Below are 25,382 nucleotides of genomic sequence, written 5' to 3'. Positions count from 1 at the left end.
GGTGATTTTTTCAAATATATGTAAGCATTGCTCGGAAATTTGCAGTAAATTTGCGCAATTAAAATTATAAACAGTAATATTATGGCAGCAAAACCAAGTATTCCTAAAGGAACTCGTGACTTTTCGCCGGTAGAAATGGCGAAGCGTAATTATATATTCAATACGATTCGTGACGTATACCATCTGTATGGTTTCCAGCAGATAGAGACTCCGTCTATGGAGATGCTTTCTACATTGATGGGAAAATACGGTGATGAAGGAGATAAACTACTCTTTAAGATTCAGAATTCAGGAGATTATTTTTCCGGGATTACTGACGAAGAATTGTTAAGCCGTAATGCTGCCAAACTGGCAAGCAAATTCTGTGAGAAAGGTTTGCGTTACGACTTGACAGTGCCTTTTGCCCGTTATGTAGTGATGCATCGTGATGAGATCACTTTCCCGTTCAAACGCTATCAGATTCAACCGGTATGGCGTGCCGACCGCCCGCAGAAAGGACGTTATCGCGAATTTTATCAATGTGATGCCGATGTTGTAGGAAGCGATTCGTTATTGAACGAAGTGGAATTGATGCAGATTGTCGATACCGTTTTTAGTCGTTTCAATATTCGTGTATGTATTAAGATTAACAACCGCAAGATTCTTTCCGGTATCGCTGAAATTATAGGCGAATCGGATAAGATTGTAGATATTACCGTAGCAATTGACAAACTGGATAAAATCGGTCTGGATAATGTAAATGCCGAACTGAAAGAGAAGGGAATCAGTGATGAGGCTATTGCCAAGTTGCAGCCGATCATTCTTCTTAGTGGTACGAATGCGGAGAAATTGGCAACACTGAAGAATGTGTTATCAGCCAGTGAAGTAGGGCTGAAGGGAGTGGAAGAGAGTGAATTTATTCTGAATACACTGGAAACAATGGGCTTGAAGAATGAAATCGAACTTGACCTTACATTGGCTCGCGGACTGAATTATTATACAGGAGCTATCTTTGAAGTGAAAGCACTGGATGTACAGATTGGCAGTATCACTGGTGGTGGCCGTTATGATAACCTGACCGGAGTTTTCGGTATGGCAGGTGTGTCCGGAGTGGGTATCTCTTTTGGTGCAGACCGTATCTTTGATGTATTGAACCAGCTCGAACTTTATCCGAAAGAAGCTGTAAACGGAACAGAACTTTTGTTTATCAACTTCGGTGAAAAGGAAGCTGCATTCTCTATGGGAATTTTGGCTAAAGTGCGTGCTGCCGGTATCCGTGCCGAAATTTTCCCGGATGCTGCCAAGATGAAGAAACAGATGAGTTATGCCAATGCGAAGAATATTCCGTTTGTAGCTATTGTCGGCGAGAATGAAATGAACGAAGGCAAAGCAATGTTGAAGAATATGGAGACAGGAGAACAGAATCTTGTTTCATCAGAGGAGCTGATTGCTGTTGTGAAGAAATAAGCAGAAATATTAGAACTTTATAATATAAAGAGGTCGTCTCAATATAAAAATGAAGTGCCCCCAAAAGTTAGATAAAAGACTTTTTGGGGGCATTTCAAAATAAAAAAGAGACGACTTCTTTTTTAATATTTTATCTGATCTAATATTCCATTGAGAAAAGCAATCGCTACTCCATAATTCGTCATAGGAATGTGCTGCTCCCGCGCACGTTCAATGCGACTAAGTACGTATTTACGGTTAAACATACATGCTCCGCAATGGATAATCAGCGAATAAGGAGTCAGATCTTGCGGAAAGTCGGTTCCTGCTACAATATCAATTTGTAGTTTTTCTCCAATTCGTTTCCGTAACAAACGGGGAAGTTGCACTCTTCCTATATCTTCTGAAAGGGGAGCGTGTGTACAAGCTTCCGCTATCAGTACACGCGACGATTCCGTTAGTCTTTCAATGGCGGCTGCACTTTCTACATAATAATGAATATCACCTTTATATCCTGCGAAAAGCACAGAGAAAGAGGTTAGTTCACTTTCCTTAGGCTTTTGTTCATAAATCGTTTTGAAGACCTGCGAATCGGTGATGATTAATTTAGGAGGACGGGCAAGAGCTTGCAGGGTCACCGGAAATTTGTCAGTAGTACAAGTCACTACGAGGCATTTTTTATCTAACAATTCACGGATGGTCTGTACTTGTGGTAAAATTAGTCTGCCTTTGGGAGCCTGAATATCCTGCGGCATAACCAGAAGTACAAGATCGTTTTCTGTAACAAGTTCCCTGGTGATACTCTGTTGGCCGAAATCCGAAGGTAGCTTTTCGAGAATGGCTTGCCGGATCTGTTCAATTCCTGTTTGTTCTTTGGCACTGATAAGTAGCGGGCGTATTTTACATTCTTTCTCAATATACGTAGCTAAGCTATCACAGTTTTCTCGTATATCTATTTTATTCAATACTGGAATGACAGGGATATTCTTCTCTTTCAATAGTGCCAGTATCTCTTTTTCATGAGAAAAGGTAGTGTCTTCATATAGTAACAATGCAATATCCGTTTTCTCAATAGCCTTTAAAGTCCGGCTGATACGCAGCTCTCCAAGCTCTCCTTCGTCATCAAATCCTGGAGTATCTATAAACAGACACGGGCCAATACTTTGAATCTCCATTGCTTTGGACACAAGGTCGGTAGTCGTTCCAGGAGTATTCGAAACAAGTGCAGTGTCCTGTCCTGTCAATGCATTGATAAGAGAAGATTTACCGCTATTCCGTCTACCGAAAAGGGTGATATGAAGTTTGTTGGCGTTTGGAGTATCTGTTAGGCTCATAATTGATAATTTTTCAACTTGTTAATTCATGCGCAGCTAATTGGCGCATTGGTATATTAGCACATCGGCGTATTATTCAAAATCTAAAGTCTCTTTGTCCTGCGGCTATAGCTTTGAGATTCCGGATAGCTATTTCCCTGATTTTAGGATTGGGGATTCGTTCTGTTTCTTTTAGAATCAGTTCTAATCCTTTCCGACGGGTATCTTCTGAAGCATAATCTTCCAGATACTCTTTCAGAGTCATCAGGGCATTTGGTCCGCAACAATTTGCTATCTGACCGGATTTCACTAATGACATGAAACGGTCACCTGTTCGTCCTTCCCGGTAACAGGCTGTACAGAAACTGGGGATATATCCGAGTTCGAGCAACCAGTTGACCACCTCGTCCAATGTCCGGGTATCGCTCACATCAAATTGGGCGGAATTATGATCGGGTAATTCCGTTTCAGCATATCCGCCTACACTGGTACGCGAACCGCCACTGATTTGTGAGATACCCAATTCGAGCACTTTTTTGCGTGATTCTTGCGATTCACGTGTAGAAATAATCATTCCTGTATAAGGAACGGCAATTCGGATAACAGCTACAATCTTGCTGAATATCTCATCCGAAATAGCGTTCGGGAAATCTCCCGCATTGATGTCATCTGCCGAACAGATGCGCGGCACACTGATTGTATGTGGGCCTACACCGAATTTGGCTTCCAAATGTTCGGCATGCATTAATAATCCGATAAAATCATACCGATAAGTATTCAAACCGAAAAGGACGCCAATGCCTACATCATCGATTCCTCCTTCCATCGCACGGTCCATCGCTTCGGTGTGATAGGCGTAATTGCTTTTGGGACCGGTAGGATGGAGAACTTCGTAGTTGTCTTTGTGATAAGTCTCCTGGAATAAGATATACGTGCCGATACCCGCTTCTTTCAGCCGACGATAATTTTCTACCGTCGTGGCTGCGATATTTACGTTTACCCGGCGGATAGCTCCGTTTTTATGCTTGATATTATAAATTGTCTGAATAGATTCCAGAATATATTCTATCGGGTTCAGTGACGGATGCTCACCGGCTTCAAGAGCCAGTCGCTTATGTCCCATATCCTGTAAAGCAATTACCTCCCGGCGGATTTCCTCCTGTGTCAGTTTCTTGCGTGCAATAGTCTTGTTCTTGGCATGATACGGACAATATACACAACCGTTTACGCAATAATTAGATAAATAAAGCGGTGCGAACATGACGATGCGGTTACCGTAAAACTTCTGTTTGATTTCTTTGGCGAGATGAAAGATACGTTCTATCAGGTCAGGTTGGTTACACTCCAGCAGAATAGCCGCTTCCCGGTGTGTCAGTCCCTTGCACAAAGCTGCCTTTTCAATCAGTTGTTCAATCAAGACACGATTATCCTTATTGTTATGTGCGTATTCCAGTGTATCCAGAATTTCTTCGTGATGGATAAACTCTTCTGCTTTGGATGAATCTTTTTGATATATCATTTTTTAGTGGTTAGTGATTAATGATTAGTGGGCTGTGTGTTGTAATGGGTGATAAATGAATTAGCGATTAGTAGAGCAATGCTGCCGCATAGTATTAATCACTAATCACTATCCCATTAATCACTCCTAAAGTCCCCTCTTTCGGTAGAAATCTCATAACCGATGGTATTCAACTGCTTTTGTAAAGCTGCCAACCCTTCGGCAGATTCCGCTCCGAGTGAAGCTTTGTCATTGTATAATTCATATTTTTTCCGTTCTTCCCGGGGAGACAGGTTGGGCATAACTACATTTGCGCCTGCTAATATCCCCCGCTTCCTACCATCAGGAATAAGAGTGGCGAGAGCCGTTGTTGCCGGAATCAATGCGGATGGATGCATCAGGCGGAAGATAGATAATAGCAGAATCGTCCGTTCCACTGTCCCGCTGGGATAATGGGCAAAAGGCGTATCATGATGGGGTAGGAAAGGACCGATGCCGATCATTTCCGGCTGTAGCTTTTCAATGAACAATATATCCTCGATGATATGTTCTACTGTTTGCTCCGGGCTGCCGACCATAATTCCGGTTCCTGTCTGATAGCCGATGTCTTTTAAATCCTCTAAGCATTGCAGGCGCTGTTTGCCGGACATTTCTGCAGGATGCAGTTGCCGGTAATGTGACTCATTATACGTTTCGTGACGTAACAGATAACGGTTGGCTCCGGCACGGAAGAAACGTTCGTATGCATCACGCGACTTTTCTCCGAGCGACAGTGTAATGGCACAATCCGGATAATCCTGCCTGATACGGGCGACAGTCATTTCTATCCGATCGTCTGTCAGTGCAGGATCTTCTCCTCCTTGCAGCACAAAAGTGTGGAAGCCTAATTCATATCCTTGCCGGCAACAGTCCAGTATACTTTCCAGGCTCAACCGGTAACGTTCGATATTCGGATTTCCTTTTCGGATACCACAGTAATAACAGTTGTTCCGGCAGCAATTACTGACTTCAATCAGTCCACGGATATAAATCTTATTTCCGAAGTGGCGGAGAGCGACTTCCTGCGCCTGTTTATTGATGTAACGCAGGGTTTCTGCGTCACATCCGGTCAACAGTTGCCGGAGCTCTTCCGGGCTAAGTGTTCTTTCCTGCCGTAGTTTATCGATCCATTGTTTCATAGCTCTCTTTTCGTTTGAGCAGCTCTTGTGCCAATTGGCGACGTCCCGAAACAATGTCATTATGCGTACTTGGCCCGGTGATACATCCACCTTCGCACGCCATCACTTCAATAAACTGTCCCGCAGCCTTTCCTGTCTTGGCGCAGGCACGCAGCAGAGCGATATTCTTTTTATTGATGTCCGACACTTGTATTGCATTGATTTTATCCGCTTCTTCTTTCAAATAAGCTTTGACAGCTCCCATCACACCACCTGCCTGTGCAAATCCATGTGCTTCGCGAACAGATGTATGTAATACAGAGAATTCCTGTACCTGTTCCAGTTCAATACCCAACCCGTCGAGAATCGAACCGATTTCTTCAAACGTCAGAATATAATCCACCGCTTCGTCACGACGTACTTCTTTGCGTTTAGCCACACAAGGGCCGACAAATACAACCTTAGCATCCGGATGTTTCTCTTTGGCAATCCGTGCGGCGTAGTACATCGGTGATCCGGTGGTAGAAACATAAGGTTTCATATCCGGAATATGTTTCTCTACCAGCTCGATATAAGAAGGGCAACAGGAAGTAGTCATAAATTTCTGTCCCTCTTCCAATTTCTCCAGTAACTCGTGTGCTTCATTGCTGGTGGTTGCCATAGCACCTTCAGCCACTTCGATCACATCTGTAAATCCTATTTCTTTGAAAGCACCGTACACCTGTCCGATAGAAGTCTTAAACTGTCCCAGAATAGACGGAGCAATAATGGCAACCATCTTTTCTCCTTTACGGATGCGTTGCAATACATCGAATGTTTGCGAGATTTCGAAGATTGCACCGAACGGACAAGCATTCATGCATTTTCCGCAGTAGATACACTTGTTTTCATCAATGTGTTCTATGCCGTGTTCATCTTTGCTGATAGCTTTTACCGGGCAAGCCTCTTCACAAGGCACGGGAATATATACAATAGCGTGATAAGGACAACTCTTGTGACAAATACCACAACTGACACATGTGTCATGGTCAATCATTGCCTGACCGTTTTTCTTGAAACGTATCGCATCTTTGGGGCAGTTCATGTAACAGCTACGTGCCACGCATCCGCGACAAAGGTTGGTTATTTCATAATTGATCTGTACACAGGAAGAACAGGCCTCGTCGATGACGCACATAATATTTTCCTTGTCCGGTTCGGGGCGGCTCAATGCCAATCGCGCATATTCGGAAAGCGGGGTAACTTCGTCGTGTTCGTCTGTCATATCCAGTCCCATCAGAGGAAAAGTCTTGTACCTCCACACTGCGCGTTCTTTATGTACGCAACACCGTCCTAGGGGTTTTGATTTTCGTGGACTCAACTCAATCGGGAGCCGGTCTATCTTTTCCACTAATTCGTCGTTTTTCCAGAGTTTAACAAGGTCTGCCAGCAATTTATGCCGGACAATCATAATATTATTCGTAAATGCCATATTGTAATAAAAAGGTTGTTAGTTAGTGCAAAGATACGAACAGAAATTCAATATTTAAGTTTTTTGAAACATTCTTGTAACTTTTTTGTAGCCATCGCGTGTTATCTTTGTAGTGGACAAAAAAAACTTAGAGGAGGCCGAGTTATGAATAGCAGTATTTTCGAGCAACGTAGTCGTTTTGCCATGATTGGCGCATTGATGGTTATTATCAGTCTGCTGTTTTTATTCTACATGGGAAGTTCTTTGGTAAGCTCTACCAAAAAATACCTGGAGCAGATACAAGGGATAGAGATCACTTGTATCGACACGGACGAATAAAAACAAGAAACTGAAAAAGGTAGGAAAAGCCGGGGGAAATTTGTATTTTTGCCGGAAGAAAAAACAGACCTTATGGAAGAAAAGAATAAAGCCTGGAAAACGGTGAGTAGTAAATATCTATTTCGCCGTCCGTGGCTGACTGTGCGTTGTGAAGATATGTTGCTTCCCAACGGTAACCATATCCCCGAATATTATATTCTTGAGTATCCCGACTGGGTAAATACGATTGCCATTACAAAAGATGGCAAATTTGTTTTTGTCCGCCAGTATCGTCCGGGAATTGAACGAACTTGTTATGAACTTTGTGCCGGGGTCTGTGAGAAGGAAGACGCTTCACCGTTAGTGTCCGCCCAGCGTGAATTGTGGGAAGAAACAGGCTACGGAAAAGGAAACTGGCAGGAATATATGGTGATTTCCGCTAATCCGAGCACTCATACTAATCTGACTTATTGCTTCCTTGCTACGGACGTGGAACTGATAGACCATCAGCATTTGGAAGCTACTGAAGATATCAGTGTACATTTGCTTACATTGGAAGAGGTAAGAAGCCTGCTTGATAAGAACGAAATTATGCAAGCGCTGAATGCTGCTCCATTGTGGAAATATATAGCAAATCTGTAATATCGTTTGGAATTCTGTAGAGAAATAATAACTTTGGAGAAAATTTAAATTATCTAATTATGAAAACTATATTATGGAGTATTCTTTGTTTGTTTCTCTCCGGATGGGGAAGTATGCAAACGGTGTCGGCGCAGGACTTGCAAGAGATGGAAAAGAACTTGTCCGCTATCAATGAGGATTTGAATCAAAAGACAAAAGAATATAGTTGGCAGCTTGCGGCGGCTTATGCAGATTATTGTGAAGCAAACAATAAATATATAAGCTGGAACGACTTGCCTTATCTACAAACAGTTGTCGAATATGAACGTCCTGCTTCTTTGGAAACTTACCGATTGGCACATAAAGCCAGTAAAGATGAATTGGATAAGTTTCTAAATACATATAAGGAATATAAGGATCTGACAAAGAGGCAGAAAGATGCATCAACCAAGGAAGAGAAAGATGCTGTATCGACTGCTTTTACTGCATTCTGGAAGAAATTGAGAAGTGAAGAAAATCCTTATAGAGATTTGTATTATGCCGAACGGAAAGCGATCAGCAAATATCGGGCGGAAGCTTTGCGGTATGTGATTGCCCATTATAAAGAAAAAAAGCAGGAGATTCCTACTTCTTATATAAAATATGCTGAACGGTCTTATTTATTGCAGAAAGGTTCCGCTTTGGAGTTGTTGCAGAAAGAAATAAACGCATTGGAAAGTGTGCAGAGAGAACTTGTTCAGAATATAACAAGAGCAAGATATGGGTTGGGTAAGACTGAAGATAAATAAAAGAGAGTTTCACACATAATTGATAAGGTAATACGGGATGGAGAAATCCCTTTCTACAAATTGGGAGGTCTGGACTGAAAAGTTCAGACCTCTTTATCTTTCCCCTCAAGTATATATAGAAAAGTTCTTTTTCCTCCTATGCAAACTTCTTTTGTACGGGAAGGGAACTTATTAAGGCCGTAGAACGAACTATAATTGCAACTTTTGATTATATAAATGAAGGCTTCGTTTTTATAATTGCAAGCTTTGTTTTTATAAATGCAACTTGCGTTTATAGATTGGAGTAAAGGGAAAGTAACTTTTCTCAGGGAGGAAAGCAAGTTCTCTCCTTATAGAAAAGAAGTTTTCTGATTATACTTTGGACGATAGGTAGTAGTGATTCGAGAATAGTGGTGTATGTTTGTTCAGCGTCTATTCCAATACAAAAATAATAGTTTCATTTACAGGCGCCCAGTTATAGATGAACTTGGCGTGTGAAGTGGCGTTCCGCACACACATGTGCGAACGCGGTGTCGTTCCCAATGACGGACTGTATTCTATCTGCGTCTTGCGGGGAGCATTGACCGGTACTCCGTGAATATAGGCTCCGTCTGTGAAACGGCTGGCGTAAGGAGCATAACCTCCCGTTTCTTTCGAACCGTCTTTTAGAAATACCATCTTCACTTTCTTTTCCTGTAATACAAACATACCTAACGGAGTCTCCTGTGCATACGGCGGCAGATGACGTCCCGTAGTGGAAGGATTCATACTGCGAACCAGCCATTGACCTTTTCCGCTACGTTCGAGAGAAGCGATATTCTGATTGTGGCGGTCTACAAAAATAACTTTGTTAAAAACAATCGTATCTCCGATTACTTTTACATACTTTTTAGGAATCATCCATTCATTTCCGGTAAAGATTGGCTCTGCTTTTATGAATTTTTCTCCATCTTCGATAAAACGGGTTAGTTCTCCATCCTGGCCGTAGCGTTCGGGCACTAATGTGTCAGTTAACAAATAAAGCGGAACGGATTGGTAACGTTCTATGCCGAGAGTATCTGCCACTCGTCCGTACGCATTTCTTTTGAAATTCTTCACAAGCGGTGCTTCTCCATTCCTGTTTTTGTAATTCTGGAGAATTGCCCAGGTGGAAGGCGGCAACTGTATATTTTCGAGCAAAGCCAGCCGTTCTTTGATTTTATCCCATTGAAACTGCCGGGTAGTGTCCTTATAAGGATAGGTGTCTTCCAATGTATATTGGTCATACAATAAATCTTTGGTGATTTGTATCTGTTCTGCTGTGAGTTTCTTGTCAACAGGTTTAACCTCGGGGTGAGCTATTGTATCTTGCGACAGCGAATCTGGCTGTTGTTGTTCATGTACAGAAGAAATCTCTCCTGTACGCAAAGTGCAGGAGTAGAAGACGCAAGAGGCGATGATGAGGCCGGATGCTATTCTATTCATATTATTTATACAGTGCATTTGATGGTTCGTTTACGAATATACATCATTATAAGGAATAATCCTTTTGTTTTGTTTAAAAAGTAGGTGACAAATATACTTTTTTGCCATACAGTGCAAGTTGTCAGTCATTTTGTCAGTCAATTTCTGACAAAGAATCATTTATTCACTTTGGCACGCTTTTCGCAATGACTTTAGCGTTCCGCCTTAAAAATGGCGGATAACATCTACAATTAAATGTATAACTAAAATATAACAAGTAACTATGAACATTAAACCATTAGCAGACAGAGTGCTTATCCTCCCTGCACCTGCAGAAGAAAAAACAATTGGTGGTATCATTATCCCTGATACAGCAAAAGAAAAACCTTTGAAGGGTGAAGTTGTGGCAGTAGGTCACGGTACGAAAGATGAAGAGATGGTATTGAAAGTAGGCGATACAGTTCTTTATGGTAAATATGCCGGAACAGAACTTGACGTTGAAGGTACTAAATATCTTATCATGCGTCAGAGCGATGTTCTCGCTGTTTTGGGTTAATTAATAATAGTAAGTAAATCTTTAAATAGTAAATAGAGAAATGGCAAAAGAAATATTATTCAATATCGATGCCCGTGACCAATTGAAAAAAGGTGTCGATGCTTTGGCAAATGCAGTAAAAGTAACTCTGGGCCCGAAAGGACGTAACGTTATCATTGAGAAGAAATTCGGTGCTCCGCACATCACAAAAGACGGTGTGACAGTAGCAAAAGAAATCGAATTGTCAGATGCTTACCAGAATACTGGTGCACAGTTGGTAAAAGAAGTAGCTTCTAAGACAGGTGACGATGCTGGTGACGGTACAACTACTGCAACCGTTCTTGCACAAGCTATCGTAGCTGAAGGTTTGAAGAACGTAACTGCCGGTGCTAGCCCAATGGATATTAAACGTGGTATCGACAAGGCTGTTGCCAAAGTGGTAGAATCAATCAAGGATCAGGCTGAAACAGTAGGTGACAACTATGACAAGATCGAACAGGTTGCTACCGTATCTGCAAACAACGACCCGGTAATCGGTAAATTGATTGCTGACGCTATGCGTAAAGTTTCTAAAGACGGTGTAATCACTATCGAAGAAGCAAAAGGTACAGACACTACTATCGGTGTAGTAGAAGGTATGCAGTTCGACCGTGGTTATTTGTCAGCTTACTTCGTGACAAATACAGAAAAGATGGAATGTGAGATGGAGAAACCTTACATCCTGATCTATGACAAGAAGATTTCTAACCTGAAAGATTTCTTGCCTATCCTCGAACCGGCTGTACAAACAGGTCGTCCTCTGTTGGTAATTGCAGAAGATGTAGATAGCGAAGCGTTGACTACATTGGTAGTAAACCGTCTGCGTTCTCAATTGAAGATCTGTGCTGTGAAGGCTCCGGGCTTCGGCGATCGTCGTAAAGAAATGTTGGAAGATATCGCTATCCTGACAGGTGGTGTTGTTATCAGCGAAGAAAAGGGTTTGAAACTGGAACAAGCTACTATCGAAATGTTGGGTACTGCTGACAAAGTTACAGTTACTAAAGACTATACAACTGTTGTAAACGGTGCAGGTAACAAAGACAGCATCAAAGAACGTTGCGAACAGATCAAAGCACAAATCGTGGCAACTAAGTCTGACTATGACCGCGAGAAATTGCAGGAACGTCTGGCTAAATTGTCAGGTGGTGTAGCTGTTCTCTATGTAGGCGCTGCTTCTGAAGTGGAAATGAAAGAAAAGAAAGACCGTGTGGACGATGCTTTGCGTGCAACTCGTGCTGCTATCGAAGAAGGTATCATCCCGGGTGGTGGCGTAGCTTACATTCGTGCAATCGACACAATTGACGGCATGAAGGGTGATAATGCTGATGAAACAACCGGTGTTGAAATCATTAAACGTGCTATCGAAGAGCCACTTCGTCAGATTGTTGCTAACGCTGGTAAAGAAGGTGCGGTAGTTGTTCAGAAAGTACGTGAAGGCAAGGGTGACTTTGGCTATAACGCTCGTCTGGACATTTACGAAAACTTGCACGCTGCTGGTGTTGTAGACCCTGCTAAGGTTGCTCGTGTAGCTTTGGAAAATGCAGCTTCTATCGCTGGTATGTTCCTGACTACCGAATGTGTAATTGTAGAAAAGAAGGAAGATAAACCAGAAATGCCGATGGGCGCTCCCGGAATGGGAGGCATGGGCGGAATGATGTAATTCCGGCTTCCTCTTAAGAATATATAAGAAGATAAGAACCACTTTCCCTGATAAGGGGAGGTGGTTCTTTTTTTGTATTCCTGCAACATCTCTGCCTTCAATTTGTTCGATTGTTGGAATACCCTTATATTTATTGTCTAATTTATTAATAAATCGTGAGATGTTGAAAGTAGTAACGTTTATGAAGCAAGTAGCTCGTGGGCTACAGATGGAGGGAAACTTTGGTACTGCTCATGTATATCGGAGTAGTCTCAATGCCATTATTGCTTATTGTGGGAAAGAGGATTTCACCTTCCATGAGGTGAGTCCGGAGTGGTTAAAAGGATTCGAGGTGCATCTTCGGAGTCGTGGATGCAGCTGGAATACCGTCTCCACTTATTTGCGCACGTTTCGTGCAGTTTATAATCGGGCTGTCGATCTTCGTAAGGCGCCTTATGTGCCTCACCTGTTCCGTTCTGTTTATACCGGTACTCGTGCCGATCACAAACGTGCGCTGGGAGAGGAGGATATGAAAAAGGTATTTGCCAGGTTATCACAGGTTTTTGCCGGTTCTCCGTCATTACGAAAGGCACAGGAATTATTTATCCTTATGTTTTTATTGCGCGGTTTGCCTTTTGTCGATCTCGCCTATTTACGTAAAAGTGATTTACGTGACAATGTGATCACGTATCGCAGGCGTAAGACGGGACGAACTTTGTCTGTGACACTGACTGCGGAAGCAATGATTTTGGTAAAGAGATATATGAATCGTGACAGTTCTTCTCCTTATCTGTTTTCTTTGTTGAAGAGCCGTGAAGGGACCTCGGAAGCTTATCGTGAATATCAGTTGGCATTGCGCACATTCAATCGTCAGTTGATGTTGTTGGGTGAATTATTGGGACTGGGTGATAGATTGAGCTCTTATACCGCCCGCCACACTTGGGCTACGACAGCTTATTATTGTGAGATTCATCCGGGTATTATTTCGGAAGCAATGGGACATTCTTCCATCACTGTGACTGAAACGTATCTAAAGCCTTTCAGGAATAAGAAAATTGATGAAGCTAATAGACAGGTAATTGATTTTGTGAACCGTGCTATTAGTGGATTAATAGCTTGAAAAATAAACTGTTACTTTGTAGGTAACGGGAACAAATACCGGTGCAAATATGAGCATATTTCTTAAAACAACCAAATGAAATCATACATTTTTTCTAATTAACTACTCAAAACAGGAATAGGACAGATAAAACACGCGGATTCTTTGTATTAGGGCTTTGTTAACTTCTAAATTTTGCACAAGATTTCCCCTCCCCGCTACTTGCTTTCAAAAGCAGGGGTAAAAATGTTTCGTAGCATATCGTATCGTTTTTCAGTATTGACTACTCCCGAAGAGCAGGACAAAGGTTCTTCCGTTACCTACAAAGTAACGGGCATGCTATTATTGAAACTTAGTGTTTAATAATATATTATTAATGTAATTTTTAAGTAGTTATGAAAAGAAAATTTGTAAAAGTGATGTTCTTCGGGGCGTTGGCACTTTCTACTGTCACCTATGTAGGCTGTAAAGACTATGATGATGACATCGACAATCTGCAAACACAGATTGACGCAAACAAAGCCAGCATTGCCGATCTGCAGAAGTTTGTGAATGAAGGCAAATGGGTTAAATCCGTTGAAGATGTTGCTGGAGGTTTCAAGATCACATTTGATGATGGAAAATCTTATTCTATCGTTAACGGTACCAATGGAACTAATGGAAAAGATGGCGTTGATGGAACTGATGGAAAGAACGGTACTAAAGTTACTATTGGTGCTAATAACAATTGGTTCTTTGATGGAATAGATTCTGGTCAATCTGCTGTTGGTCCTAAAGGTGATAAGGGAGATGATGGCAAAGACGGAGAAGATGGTAAGGATGGAGTAAACGGGAAATCTCCTCGTATCAGTGCTACCACTGGATGCTGGGAAGTTTATAACACAGAGACTGGAGCATGGGAATCTACAGATATAGTAGCTAATGCAACAATCTATGTTACTGAAGTTGCTGGCAATCCATTGATTTGGGAACTTCATGTACGTGAATTGAAGTCTGATGGTACTTATGCTGAATCTTCTGTAACACTTCCTAAAGCAGGTTCTATTGTTAGCATGGATGCTGTTAGTGTAGATGTTAATGCAAAACTGACACTTGGAAGTACGATTACATTATTCTGCGGAAAAACAACTGGTAAGGTTGATTTTAACGGTCATAAGTATGCAGAGAATGAAGTTCTTGTCGCTTCTGGCTCATCTAAAATACAGGCTTTGATTAATCCGGCAGATGTAAATGTGCAACTTTATAATATAGGTTTGACAGACTCTAAAGATAATCAGTTCTTCCAAATTCTAAAAGGAAGTATTCAGGAAAATATGACTGAAAAACCTTTATCTCGTGCTGCTGGTGATAAAACAGCTAATAAAGGTGTTTATGATATGAATGTCACTTTCAATAAGGATGCTGATAACTTTGATTTGGCAAATATTCCTGCAAAAGGTTCTTATGCTCTTACTACCCGTGATCCTTTTGGAAATGAAATTATTTCTAAATATGATGTGACAATTAATGTGGATCAGTCAGCTCCAACTTTGAGTGATGCTACTGCAGAAGCAATTATCAATACAGCTTGTGACTTGAACGCATTGATGCCGGGTACTGATAAAGTTGTTGATTGCAAATATTCTTTAGCCTTGACTAGTGATCCAGGCGAATTGAAAGCTGAAAACATTACTTTGTCAGGATCAACCATTACTGCTAAGAGTGCAGGAACAGCTACTATTAAAGTAGAATATCTGAAAACAAATGGTGAAGTGGTTAAAGAAGCAGCTGCTCCTACATTGAAGATCACATTTAAGTATTATGCTGATCCTGTAGTTTTAGGTACAATGAAATGGACTGTAAATGCTGCTCCTAATAATACTGCTGACATTGCTCTTACTGACGAAGTGAAAGCACTTTTCAATCAGACAGGATATTCATTGGACGCAAATCCGACTATCGGCTTTAAGAACGATGTAGTGAAGGTGAATGGAGCTGATGTGACTTATGATTCACAGAGTATTACACTTGCTTTGGTTGATAAAAATGCTGGTGTATCAGGAGCTACAACTAAAGATTGGGTGATTCGTACAACCTTTAAACCAGAATCGGTTTGTGCTACTACACATACTGTTTCTGTCAATGTAAACAATGCCAATGGTTCTTCTGCACTGGGCAACGAAGTTGCAAAAGTTCTTAACTTTGAGATTGTAGTTAATCCGTTCGAAGGATTTAAATGGGACGGAAGACGTCTGGCTGGCTACTTTGACGGTAATAAGGGAACTGCAACCGGTGTTATAAGTGGAACAGGTGTAAATCAGAAAGTTACTTATAACTTATATGGTTTGTATTCTGCTGAAACTAAGAGCGATGCAGCATCTTATATCAAGTTTGACGAAGAGACGCCTCTTCCAGAAGGCTTTACTAGCTGGTTTACAAATGGTGGAAGTAAAACTACTGGTGATATCGTAGTTGCAAAAGCTCCTGCCAAAGGTGGTGTAGGCGTTGCTCGTACTATCAAAGCTATTTATAGTCCGTTTAATAATAGTAGATTGGAAAATATTACAGATGAAATCAGTCTGACTGTTGTTTCTGGATTAGGAACTTTGAAATATAGTGGTGCAAGCAAGGAAATCAAGAATGAAAGTGGAACTACTATTGAAGCTAAAGAATTTAAGATCGCAGACGTAGCTAATGGTAAGGATCTTGCATTGAAAGATGCTAAAGTAACTTTAGTTTGGACTGGTGACAAGAATGCTCAAGACTATTTGGATATGTCAACATTGGCAAGTTGGGATGGTCAGAGCACACTGACTGTGAAGAAGAAAACTTCTGCACAGATTGTAACAGCTCAAACTTGTAAACTGACCTTGACTGCAACTGATGAATGGGGTGTAACTCATGCAACAACTGTAACAGTTGTAGTCAATAAGTTTGAATAATAAAAATCAAACCCTTCTTCACCTTGTGTGAAGAATACGCCGAGAAGAAACAGAGTGAAGGATTTGGCTTGTGAAAGTCAATCCTTCCAATTCTGTTCTTCTTATAGAAAGGGATACCTCCCTTATTTCCCACAGGTATCCCTTTTCTTTATTTCATAATGTCTCCTTATTTGCACTAGAAACCAATTTGCTAGTCCCTTATTTCCCTATAGATTAAGGAGACGTTTTGAGAATATAGAAAGTCCGGGCTTGCGAAAGTCCGGGCTTTCATTGTTATTTATCAGGTTGAATTTGGCGAAAGTCCTCATCATACAATCCCACGAGTAAGCTTTGCCCTTTATCATCTACTTTCAGTCCGCCATATACGGCTTTTTGATAAAGAGTATCCTGTCCTTCTTCAAAGAAGAAAGATTCGGCGCCGAGGAAGAGGCGTCTATTTATTATTTTATATTTGATGACTAGCTCATTGCCGTTTACAGGTTCCAAAGTGTTTTGTAATCGTACAATTTCTCCTATCTGATTACTGTCCGTCCGGAGTATGGCATAACCGCGTGTGTCGGTTTGCTCATCTATCAGATCTGATGAGGCTTCCTTGTAGTTAAGTCTCATATAGTCTCCTTGCATAAGAGAGCGGGGATCGACGGGGGCCAGCTGTAACAAGACCAACTGTCCGTCTTTCAAGGTCTGCTCTTTTTGATAAACCGACCAGTTGAAATATCCTAGTAGCAGTATCAGGTTTGCGATAATCAATATTTGGCTATACTTTTTCATGTCTTGTTCTTTTTTGAGTGAAGAAATACCAAGCTGCAATACATGCAATTCCGATGAAGAAAAGCGTTATGGATTTGGTGAGCAGGCTCAAATTCAAATCATAATAGTATTTGGAAACAGCATAGATAAAGAGAAGGAGCGAGGCAGCACATTCCGCTTTGTAACCATAATGGAAACATATTAAAATCAGTAACAAACTACCGGATAAATAAGGAGCAAACACGGTAGGCAGACAGATAACAATACAAAGAATGTAGATACCAACCTGATTCACCGGATGATCCACTTTCATGACTTGCATGATTCGTTGAACCATGATAAGAATTCCGAACCATATACAAACAGACAGTATGCAGGACACAAGCCAACTATTTGCTTCTGATATCAGATAATTGATTGATAATCCTCCCAGTGAGACGATACCGGATACGAATAATCCGAAATGAAATGGGCTGTATTTGGAAAAGTAATTCTCTGTTCCTATACACTCAAACAACTTGTTTTCAAAGATGTTGGTAAATAGAAACAGTGCAAGGATAGGAACTACAGCTATTTGCAAGGGATAAAACGAAGAAAAGACATGGGCGGCTTCTCCGAAGAAAGATATATTAAACAGAATGACTGAAAGAAAGGGGAGGATAAATCCTCTTGATAGCAAGAATGTGAGAATACTGATTCCCATAAGTGTAATGAAGAGGAGATTAGTGCTGGCATTTATACCAAAGCCAATCAATACACATCCGGCTATGTATAAAGTGATGTTCATTGCATCCAGAAAAGACCGGACCACCATGCGGCTGATTGTTAGCGTAGTGAGAATTAACATACTTCCGGCAATCAGGCAAGAAATATCGGAGCGGAGGATTCTGGCAAGTGCCAGAAATCCCAAAAAGAAAATAGCCGTCAGGATTCCCCCGATAATGGATACGACTTGAATAGTGAGGTTATGCTTCTGTGCCATACCATTGCTTTTTTAGATGAAGAATGATGTAAATGAGCAAAGTTGTTCCGGTGATAACAATAACTCCTCCGTAGAAGAATATCTGAACATCCCTAAGATCACTTTGTGATATGAATGTAGTCAATAGAATTATTAATGCGGCAAACGGAATGATAGCCAGATAGAATAGGCTTTTTACTTTCCATCCATACCAAAGTCCCGCAGAGAATAAAAGGACGGTGCTTATGAGGGGAACAGACAATATGGCGCTCTCTTCGCAGATTGCCATCATTGACAGAAAACTGGTGTGTATAATAGTGGCCAGTGAAAGGAGACTGACAAACCAACGATTGTTTCTGTCCAAATGACCTTTTACACTCATCCATTCCGTGATTATCGTTGTCAAGGCACATATCCAGGTTACTGCATTGGCCAACAAAGTCATTTCCCAAGAGTTGGCACTAACTATCTGTATATTGTACAACCATATCGTAGTGCAAAGTAATCCGATGAACGTCAGCCATAACGGAGCAAAACGGATAGCAACCGCCCAAAGAATGGTGAAAAGAGTCCACCCCAGGAAAAGATCGTAAGCATCGGCTCCCGTTTGGTAGATTTGTCCGAAGACGGCGAAAAGCGTACCTATCAGGAACGTAGCCCCGGTCAGGAGAATCTGTTTGACGAGCTTATTCCAACGGGTGAATGTGGCGAGCAGGACAGAAGCTACTAATAACACCTCTACTATTCCTAACTTTACAAATTTAGGTAATTCATCCCAGTTGTAGGCAAAAAAGAAGATAATGCCTGCCACTGTAAAACCAACGCCCACTGCCAATAAAAAAATAGAAAGGAATTGATTCCATTGTTTTTTATCAGCGTACAGCGCTTGTCGGGATAAAGGCGAAGAGCCGGTCTTTTCCATGTGTTTTTACTTTTTGATGATTACAAACATAATAAAATAAAATGATTATCACCTCAAGATAGACTATAAAAAGGTATGACTTACCATATTGAAATAGACAATAATAGTAAGTCATACTTTGAGAGAGGTAATGAAAATATTAAAAATAGAATAACTTAAAATACCTCCCGTATATGTTTAAAGTTAGAATTGATCGTATCAATCACTTCTTGTGAACGGCCGTTGATTAACAACTTATACATTGACTGCGCAAAGCCCACCATTTGCCCGAATTCAATTTTGGGAGGCATGGCTAGTGCGTTCGGATCGGTCATGATATTAACAAGTACCGGACCGTCTAACTCGAATGCATTCAGTAAGGTAGTCAACACTTCTTCCGGATCACTGACATTAAATCCGGCCATTCCCATTGCTTCGGCCACTTGGGCAAAGTCAGGGTTCAACATATTCGTCTGCCAGTCCGGCAGTCCGTCCACTTCCATTTCCAATTTCACCATTCCCAATGAACGGTTGTTGAATACGATGATTTTAATCGGCAACTTATATTGTACAACAGTTTCCAAGTCTCCTAAAGTCATCGATAATCCGCCATCTCCGCAAAGCGCAACTACCTGACGATCCGGATAAGCCAATGCGGCACCGATAGCTTGCGGCAACGCATTTGCCATCGAACCATGGTTGAAAGACCCCAGCATGTGACGTTTGCCTGTTGCTTGCAGATAACGTGCTCCCCATACACAAGTCATTCCCGTATCTACCGTAAACACAGCATCGTCCGAACTTAGTTTGTCTATTTCAGACATCACATATTCGGGATGAATCTTATTTACGCCCCCTTTATCTTTGGTGTAAGCGGCCAAATCCTTCTTTACTCCCTCATATCTTTTGAGTTGTTTCAATAAGAAAGAATCATCCGTTTTCGGATTCAGCATACGCAATAAAGACTGGATGCTAAGTTTGACATCTCCACAAAGTCCGATATCCACCTTTGCGCGACGTCCCAAGCGTTCGGGCTTTATGTCAATCTGAGCTATCTTGATATCATCCGGCAGGAAAGCGGAATATGGAAAGTCAGTGCCGAGCATGAGAAGCACTTCGGCTTCATGCATACTGTAATATCCCGAAGGCATTCCCAACAATCCCGTCATACCCACTTCATACGGATTCTCATATTGCACCTCCATTTTTCCTTTAAAAGTATATACCACCGGGGCATTCAGCTTCTCGGAAAGCGCGATCACTTCCTCGTGAGCTCCCCGGCAACCAATGCCGCAGAAAAGAGTGATACGTGTATGTTTGTTTAGCAAGTCAGCCAATTGAGCCAAATCTTCTTCTGACGGGCAAACTTCCGGTGGGGCAGGATAGTTTCGGACCGACGAGTCGACAGCAACGGCAGAAGCCTTTGCCAAGTCTCCCGGTAGTCCGATGACGGACACCCCTTTACGGGTGACAGCCGTTTGTATGGCCGACTGGAGCATACGTGGAAATTGCTTGGGAGTAGTGGCTACTTCATTATAATAACTGCAATCGTTAAAAAGTTTGATTGTATTCGTCTCCTGAAAATACTCCGTACCGAATTCTCCGGTAGGAATCGTAGAGGCGATGGCGATTACCGGTGCCCCGGAACGGTGCGCGTCATACAAACCATTGATAAGATGAACGTGTCCCGGACCGCTACTTCCCGCACAGCATCCCGGTCGGCCGGTCAGTTGTGCTTCTGCAGCAGCGGCATACGCTCCTGTTTCTTCATGACGTACATGTATCCATTTTATTTGATCGTTTTTTCTGACTGCTTCGTTTACCTCATTCAGACTGTCGCCTGTCACGGCGTAAATGCGTTCAACTCCGGATTTAACCAAAGTATCTATCAGTTGTTCTGCTATTTTTTTTGCCATAGCTGTAATTGGTTTAGGATTGTTTTTTATGTAATAACAGATGTCTGCAAGGAAAAGTTCTAATTTAACATATGCTAATAGCGTCTTTGTGTCGGGACACATCACCGCTTTTATGTTAAAAATATTTCTGTAACAACTTTTTAGTAAAGATGCATAAACAATTGCAATATCCTTTTGTTATCTTTATAGGCGAAATCTTAACCTAATGTATTAAACCTCTTAATTACTCTAGAAAAATGAACAGAAATGAAATCGGTATAAATGCCGGTAAGGTTTGGCAACTGCTTAGCAATAACGAAAAGTGGAGCTACGGACTTCTGAAGAGAAAATCCGGGTTGAAAGATAAAGAACTGGGTGCCGCTTTAGGGTGGTTGTCGAGAGAGAGTAAGATTGAGTTCGATCAGTGTGATGAAGAACTCTATGTATATCTCTGTGTGAATGTTTATATTGGCTAAAAGAGTTTGGCACTTTAATGAGAACAGCAGAATCATCGGAGGGATGACAGCCCAGTCAGCCTTTCGGTGATTCTTGTTTTTTATCTTTTTTCCTTTTAATGTATCTTCGTTTCAATTGATTTCCGGAAATAATTCTGTTACTTTGCACCACGAATTAAAATGCAAGAAACAATGAGAAGTTTTGCCTCTGACAATAATTCCGGTGTGCATCCGTTGGTAATGGAAGCTTTGAACCGGGCCAATATAGACCATTCTTTAGGATATGGCGATGACAAATGGACGGAAGAAGCCGTAGCGAAGATTGAAGAAACCTTCACCCCGAACTGTGTTCCCTTGTTTGTATTCAACGGAACAGGCAGCAATGTGGTAGCATTGCAGCTGATGACCCGCCCGTATCATTCCATCTTTTGCGCGGAAACTGCTCATATCTATGTAGATGAGTGTGGCTCTCCCGTGAAAATGACAGGTTGTCAGATTCGTCCGATTGCTACTCCCGACGGTAAACTTACCCCGGATTTGATGCAACCTTACCTGCACGGTTTTGGCGATCAACACCATTCGCAACCCAGAGCTCTCTACATCTCCCAATGCACCGAACTTGGTACCATCTACACTCCCGAAGAGTTGAAACGCCTGACTGACTTTGCCCATCTGAATGGTATGTATGTACACATGGACGGAGCCAGAATAGCCAATGCCTGTGCCGCCCTGAATCTTTCCCTTAAAGAACTGACGGTGGATTGCGGAGTCGATATTCTTAGTTTCGGCGGAACAAAGAACGGACTGATGATGGGAGAGTGCGTGATTGTATTTAATGAAGACCTGCAATCGGAAGCCCGTTTCATCCGGAAGCAATCCGCCCAGCTCGCTTCGAAGATGCGTTACCTCTCTTGCCAGTTTACGGCATATCTCACAGACGACCTTTGGTTGAAGAATGCCAGTCACGCCAATGCGATGGCTGCCAAACTTCGTGCGGAATTAGAGAAATTGCCCGAAGTCACTTTTACTCAAAAGGCCGAGAGCAACCAACTATTCCTCACCATGCCCCGCCCGGTTATCGACCGGATGCTGAAGTCTTATTTCTTTTATTTCTGGAACGAAGAGAAGGATGAAATCCGCTTGGTAACTTCTTTTGATACGACAGAAGAAGATGTAGACGAGTTTATAAGACTTTTGAAACGTTAAAAAGGAAATTCAGGACAACAAAAGCGCCTGAAACTCTGTTGTAATAAGAAGTTTGAAATTAACTTTGTCCGCAAAGTTTTCTACTTCTTATGATTATGAATACTAGACAGAACAGGCTAATCATATTCGCGATTTTGTTATTGACACAAACCCCATTGGGCGCGCAGCTGCATTCTACTAAAATTGAACTGCCGGAGGATTCTGTACTTGTAACCATGGAAGATTCTGTTCCGGCAAAGCGCAACTTCTTCAAAAAGTTTCTTGATTACTTCAATGACGCCAATAAGGAAAAGAAGAATAAAAAGTTTGATTTCAGTGTGATAGGCGGTCCTCACTATTCCAGTGACACCAAGTTCGGGCTCGGACTGGTTGCGGCCGGACTATATCGCACCGATCGGATTGATTCGCTTCTTCCTCCCTCCAATGTTTCTCTTTACGGAGATGTGTCGACTGTCGGCTTCTACCTGTTGGGAGTCCGTGGGAACCATCTGTTTCCGCAAGACAAATACCGCTTGAATTACAATCTCTATTTCTATTCTTTCCCCAGCCTGTATTGGGGACGGGGATATGACAATGGAGCCAACTCTGATAATGAAAGCGATTATAAACGCTTTCAGGCACAGGTGAAAGTCGATTTTATGTTTCGACTGGCAAAGAACTTCTACATCGGCCCGATGGCCATATTCGATTATATTGATGGGCGGGACTTTGATAAACCGGAACTATGGGAAGGAATGGCGGCACGGACTACCAATACCAGTCTGGGACTTTCCCTCCTTTACGATTCACGTGATTTCCTGACAAATGCATCTCACGGCTATTACTTGCGGATAGACCAGCGATTCAGCCCGGCTTTTCTCGGCAATAAATATGCTTTTAGCAGCACAGAACTGACTACCAGCTATTATCAGCCGGTATGGAAAGGCGGAGTGTTGGCAGGACAATTCCATACATTGCTTACCTATGGCGATACCCCGTGGGGATTGATGGCAACGCTGGGAAGCTCTTACTCCATGCGCGGATATTACGAAGGACGCTATCGGGACAAGGGAGCAATGGATGCGCAAATAGAACTCCGGCAGCACGTCTGGAAACGGAATGGAGTAGCTGTATGGGCAGGAGCGGGAACGATTTTTCCACGACTTTCCGAGTTTACTTCGAAGCATATTCTGCCTAATTATGGTTTCGGTTATCGTTGGGAATTTAAGAAGAGAGTAAATGTACGTTTGGATTTAGGGTTTGGCAAACACCAGACCGGATTTATTTTTAATATCAATGAAGCTTTTTAAGAATATAAAGAATTGGTTGGAGAATCAGGAGCATTTGTTTTATCTGTTCCTCTTCATCTTGATAGTACCTAACCTTGTGCTCTGTTTGACGGAGCCTTTACCGTTGATGGCAAAGGTGTGTAATGTGCTTTTGCCTTTCGGCTGCTATTATCTGTTGATGACTTTGTCGAGAAACTGTGGCAAGATGCTTTGGATTTTATTCCTGTTCCTGTTTTTCGGAGCCTTTCAGATTGTATTGCTTTATTTGTTCGGCCAGTCCATTATCGCTGTCGATATGTTTCTGAACCTGGTGACTACCAATTCAAGTGAAGCCCTGGAACTGCTTGATAATCTCACACCTGCCATTATTGCTGTAATCATACTCTACGTACCTGCTCTGATATTAGGGACCATTTCAATTGTACGTAAGCGGAAACTTACGGCAGAATTTATCCGCAGAGAACGGAAGAGAGCCTCCATAGTCTTTGGGATTTCCCTCCTTAGCCTTGCCGGAGCCTATGTGCAGGACCCCGGATATGAGTTGAAGTCCGATTTATATCCACTAAACGTGTGTTATAACGTGGGTCTTGCCTTCCAACGAAACGCCTTGACGCAGAATTATCACCGTACTTCAAAGGATTTTACTTTCCATGCCCAGCCTACGCATCCGAAAGAAAAACGGGAAGTATACGTAATGGTCGTGGGAGAAACCTCCCGTGCCCTGAACTGGCAATTATATGGTTACGAACGTGAAACAACCCCACTCTTATCCCGGCAAACGGGTCTGATTGCTTTCCCGAAAGTACTGACAGAGTCGAATACGACACATAAAAGTGTCCCCATGTTGATGTCGGACGTTACCGCCTGCAACTACGATTCTATTTATCATCAGAAAGGAATCATTACCGCTTTCAAAGAGGCAGGTTTCCGGACAGCCTTTTTCTCCAACCAACGTTACAACCATTCGTTTATCGATTTCTTCGGGATGGAAGCCGATACGTACGATTTTATAAAAGAAGATTCTGTCAGATCCTCCTACAATCCTTCTGACGACGAACTTCTGAAACTGGTGGAGCAGGAACTGGCTAAAGGTGCGACGAAACAATTTATCGTGCTCCACACCTACGGCTCTCACTTTAACTACCGCGAACGTTACCCGTCGGAGAGTGCTTTCTTTACGCCCGATTATCCGATGGAAGCAGAAAGAAAATACCGGGATAATCTGGTCAATGCCTATGACAACTCCATCCGTTATACGGACGGTTTCTTGTCACGCCTAATCCACATGTTGGAAAAACAGCAGATAGATGCCGCCATGCTCTACACTTCCGATCATGGTGAGGATATTTTCGACGATTCCCGCCATCTGTTTCTCCATGCTTCTCCCGTACCTTCTTATTATCAACTTCACGTACCGTTCCTCATCTGGATGTCCGACAACTATCGCGAAACTTATCCCGAATACTGGGATACCGCCATTGATAATAAGGATAAGAATGTTTCTTCCAGCAGCTCTTTCTTCCCGACCATGTTGTCTTTAGGCGGAATAGAAACTTCTTACCGGAATGATTCGCAGTCTGTAACGGCTCCGCACTACACCATGAAACCGAGAGTTTATCTGAACGATCACAACGAACCCCGTCCGCTGGATGATTTGGGCATGAAGAAGCAAGACTTCCGGATGCTGGAAAAGAGGAATATAAAGTATTAATATTAAGCTC

General features: G+C 42.2%; 21 protein-coding genes. 12 read left to right on the top strand and 9 right to left on the bottom strand.

The window, feature by feature from the left end:
- Positions 1-81 precede the first annotated feature (81 nt).
- Positions 82-1,446, top strand: a complete 1,365-nt coding sequence (hisS, locus tag GD631_RS20645) for a histidine--tRNA ligase (RefSeq protein ID WP_143259322.1) — start codon at positions 82-84, stop codon at positions 1,444-1,446.
- A gap of 122 nt (positions 1,447-1,568) precedes the next feature.
- On the opposite strand, the gene hydF is transcribed toward hisS, so the two are convergent.
- The 4 genes from hydF to GD631_RS20625 form a co-directional block, all read right to left on the bottom strand.
- Positions 1,569-2,759: a [FeFe] hydrogenase H-cluster maturation GTPase HydF gene (hydF, locus tag GD631_RS20640; protein ID WP_143259323.1), complete on the bottom strand. Its 1,191-nt coding sequence runs from the start codon at positions 2,757-2,759 to the stop codon at positions 1,569-1,571.
- A gap of 76 nt (positions 2,760-2,835) precedes the next feature.
- Complete coding sequence (gene hydG / locus GD631_RS20635; RefSeq protein ID WP_185911527.1) at positions 2,836-4,257, bottom strand: [FeFe] hydrogenase H-cluster radical SAM maturase HydG; 1,422 nt, start codon at positions 4,255-4,257, stop codon at positions 2,836-2,838.
- A gap of 116 nt (positions 4,258-4,373) precedes the next feature.
- A complete protein-coding gene (gene hydE, locus GD631_RS20630) occupies positions 4,374-5,414 on the bottom strand; it encodes a [FeFe] hydrogenase H-cluster radical SAM maturase HydE (RefSeq protein ID WP_143259324.1) in 1,041 nt (346 codons plus the stop codon).
- On the bottom strand, positions 5,395-6,864 hold the full coding sequence (locus GD631_RS20625) for a 4Fe-4S dicluster domain-containing protein (RefSeq protein ID WP_143259325.1): 1,470 nt from the start codon (positions 6,862-6,864) through the stop codon (positions 5,395-5,397). Before GD631_RS20625 ends, hydE begins: the two co-directional genes overlap by 20 nt.
- A 144-nt stretch (positions 6,865-7,008) precedes the next feature.
- On the opposite strand from GD631_RS20625, the gene GD631_RS20620 reads away from it, so the two are divergent.
- The 3 genes from GD631_RS20620 (at position 7,009) to GD631_RS20610 (ending at position 8,570) form a co-directional block, all read left to right on the top strand.
- On the top strand, positions 7,009-7,182 hold the full coding sequence (locus tag GD631_RS20620) for a hypothetical protein (RefSeq protein ID WP_008015767.1): 174 nt from the start codon (positions 7,009-7,011) through the stop codon (positions 7,180-7,182).
- A gap of 72 nt (positions 7,183-7,254) precedes the next feature.
- Positions 7,255-7,803: an NUDIX hydrolase gene (locus GD631_RS20615; RefSeq protein ID WP_143259326.1), complete on the top strand. Its 549-nt coding sequence runs from the start codon at positions 7,255-7,257 to the stop codon at positions 7,801-7,803.
- 59 nt (positions 7,804-7,862) lie between these two features.
- Positions 7,863-8,570, top strand: coding sequence for a DUF5039 family protein (locus tag GD631_RS20610; RefSeq protein WP_143259327.1), 708 nt, complete (start codon positions 7,863-7,865; stop codon positions 8,568-8,570).
- Positions 8,571-8,981: 411 nt separating this feature from the next.
- On the opposite strand, the gene GD631_RS20605 is transcribed toward GD631_RS20610, so the two are convergent.
- Complete coding sequence (locus GD631_RS20605; protein ID WP_143259328.1) at positions 8,982-10,031, bottom strand: L,D-transpeptidase; 1,050 nt, start codon at positions 10,029-10,031, stop codon at positions 8,982-8,984.
- A gap of 244 nt (positions 10,032-10,275) precedes the next feature.
- Here GD631_RS20605 and GD631_RS20600 point away from each other — a divergent pair, with 244 nt between their 5' ends.
- The 4 genes from GD631_RS20600 (at position 10,276) to GD631_RS20585 (ending at position 16,225) form a co-directional block, all read left to right on the top strand.
- The gene (locus GD631_RS20600; RefSeq protein WP_004314007.1) at positions 10,276-10,548 is read left to right on the top strand and encodes a co-chaperone GroES; all 273 of its coding nucleotides are present in this window, start codon (positions 10,276-10,278) and stop codon (positions 10,546-10,548) included.
- A 40-nt stretch (positions 10,549-10,588) separates the two neighbouring features.
- Positions 10,589-12,226 (top strand): chaperonin GroEL, encoded by a 1,638-nt coding sequence (gene groL, locus GD631_RS20595; RefSeq protein WP_143259329.1) that lies wholly within the window; start codon positions 10,589-10,591, stop codon positions 12,224-12,226.
- Between the two features lie 160 nt (positions 12,227-12,386).
- Entirely contained in the window at positions 12,387-13,325 is a 939-nt protein-coding gene (locus GD631_RS20590) for a tyrosine-type recombinase/integrase (RefSeq protein WP_143259330.1), read from the top strand.
- A gap of 374 nt (positions 13,326-13,699) precedes the next feature.
- Positions 13,700-16,225, top strand: coding sequence for a hypothetical protein (locus GD631_RS20585; protein WP_143259331.1), 2,526 nt, complete (start codon positions 13,700-13,702; stop codon positions 16,223-16,225).
- 273 nt (positions 16,226-16,498) lie between these two features.
- On the opposite strand, the gene GD631_RS20580 is transcribed toward GD631_RS20585, so the two are convergent.
- From GD631_RS20580 to GD631_RS20565, 4 genes are all read right to left on the bottom strand, one after another.
- Positions 16,499-16,996 carry a GDYXXLXY domain-containing protein gene (locus GD631_RS20580; protein WP_143259332.1) on the bottom strand — a complete coding sequence of 166 codons (498 nt, stop codon included), beginning with the start codon at positions 16,994-16,996 and terminating at the stop codon, positions 16,499-16,501.
- The gene (locus GD631_RS20575) at positions 16,983-17,957 is read right to left on the bottom strand and encodes a DUF4401 domain-containing protein (RefSeq protein ID WP_143259333.1); all 975 of its coding nucleotides are present in this window, start codon (positions 17,955-17,957) and stop codon (positions 16,983-16,985) included. The genes GD631_RS20580 and GD631_RS20575 overlap by 14 nt, the downstream gene beginning before the upstream one ends.
- Positions 17,941-18,858: a DUF2157 domain-containing protein gene (locus tag GD631_RS20570; RefSeq protein ID WP_143259334.1), complete on the bottom strand. Its 918-nt coding sequence runs from the start codon at positions 18,856-18,858 to the stop codon at positions 17,941-17,943. The genes GD631_RS20575 and GD631_RS20570 overlap by 17 nt, the downstream gene beginning before the upstream one ends.
- 155 nt (positions 18,859-19,013) lie before the next feature.
- On the bottom strand, positions 19,014-20,753 hold the full coding sequence (locus GD631_RS20565) for a thiamine pyrophosphate-dependent enzyme (protein WP_143259335.1): 1,740 nt from the start codon (positions 20,751-20,753) through the stop codon (positions 19,014-19,016).
- 236 nt (positions 20,754-20,989) lie between these two features.
- Here GD631_RS20565 and GD631_RS20560 point away from each other — a divergent pair, with 236 nt between their 5' ends.
- From GD631_RS20560 to GD631_RS20545, 4 genes are all read left to right on the top strand, one after another.
- Complete coding sequence (locus GD631_RS20560) at positions 20,990-21,208, top strand: winged helix-turn-helix domain-containing protein (protein ID WP_143259336.1); 219 nt, start codon at positions 20,990-20,992, stop codon at positions 21,206-21,208.
- A gap of 171 nt (positions 21,209-21,379) precedes the next feature.
- Positions 21,380-22,393: a threonine aldolase family protein gene (locus GD631_RS20555; RefSeq protein WP_143259337.1), complete on the top strand. Its 1,014-nt coding sequence runs from the start codon at positions 21,380-21,382 to the stop codon at positions 22,391-22,393.
- An 89-nt stretch (positions 22,394-22,482) separates the two neighbouring features.
- Positions 22,483-23,682: a BamA/TamA family outer membrane protein gene (locus tag GD631_RS20550; RefSeq protein WP_185911526.1), complete on the top strand. Its 1,200-nt coding sequence runs from the start codon at positions 22,483-22,485 to the stop codon at positions 23,680-23,682.
- Positions 23,669-25,372, top strand: a complete 1,704-nt coding sequence (locus GD631_RS20545) for a phosphoethanolamine transferase family protein (RefSeq protein ID WP_143259338.1) — start codon at positions 23,669-23,671, stop codon at positions 25,370-25,372. The genes GD631_RS20550 and GD631_RS20545 overlap by 14 nt, the downstream gene beginning before the upstream one ends.
- Positions 25,373-25,382 lie beyond the last annotated feature (10 nt).

Origin of the sequence: Bacteroides luhongzhouii (assembly GCF_009193295.2) — a bacterium.
Lineage (GTDB): Bacteria > Bacteroidota > Bacteroidia > Bacteroidales > Bacteroidaceae > Bacteroides > Bacteroides luhongzhouii.
The sequence above is the reverse complement of the archived record's forward strand: the minus strand, read 5'-3'. Positions and strand labels throughout refer to the sequence as shown.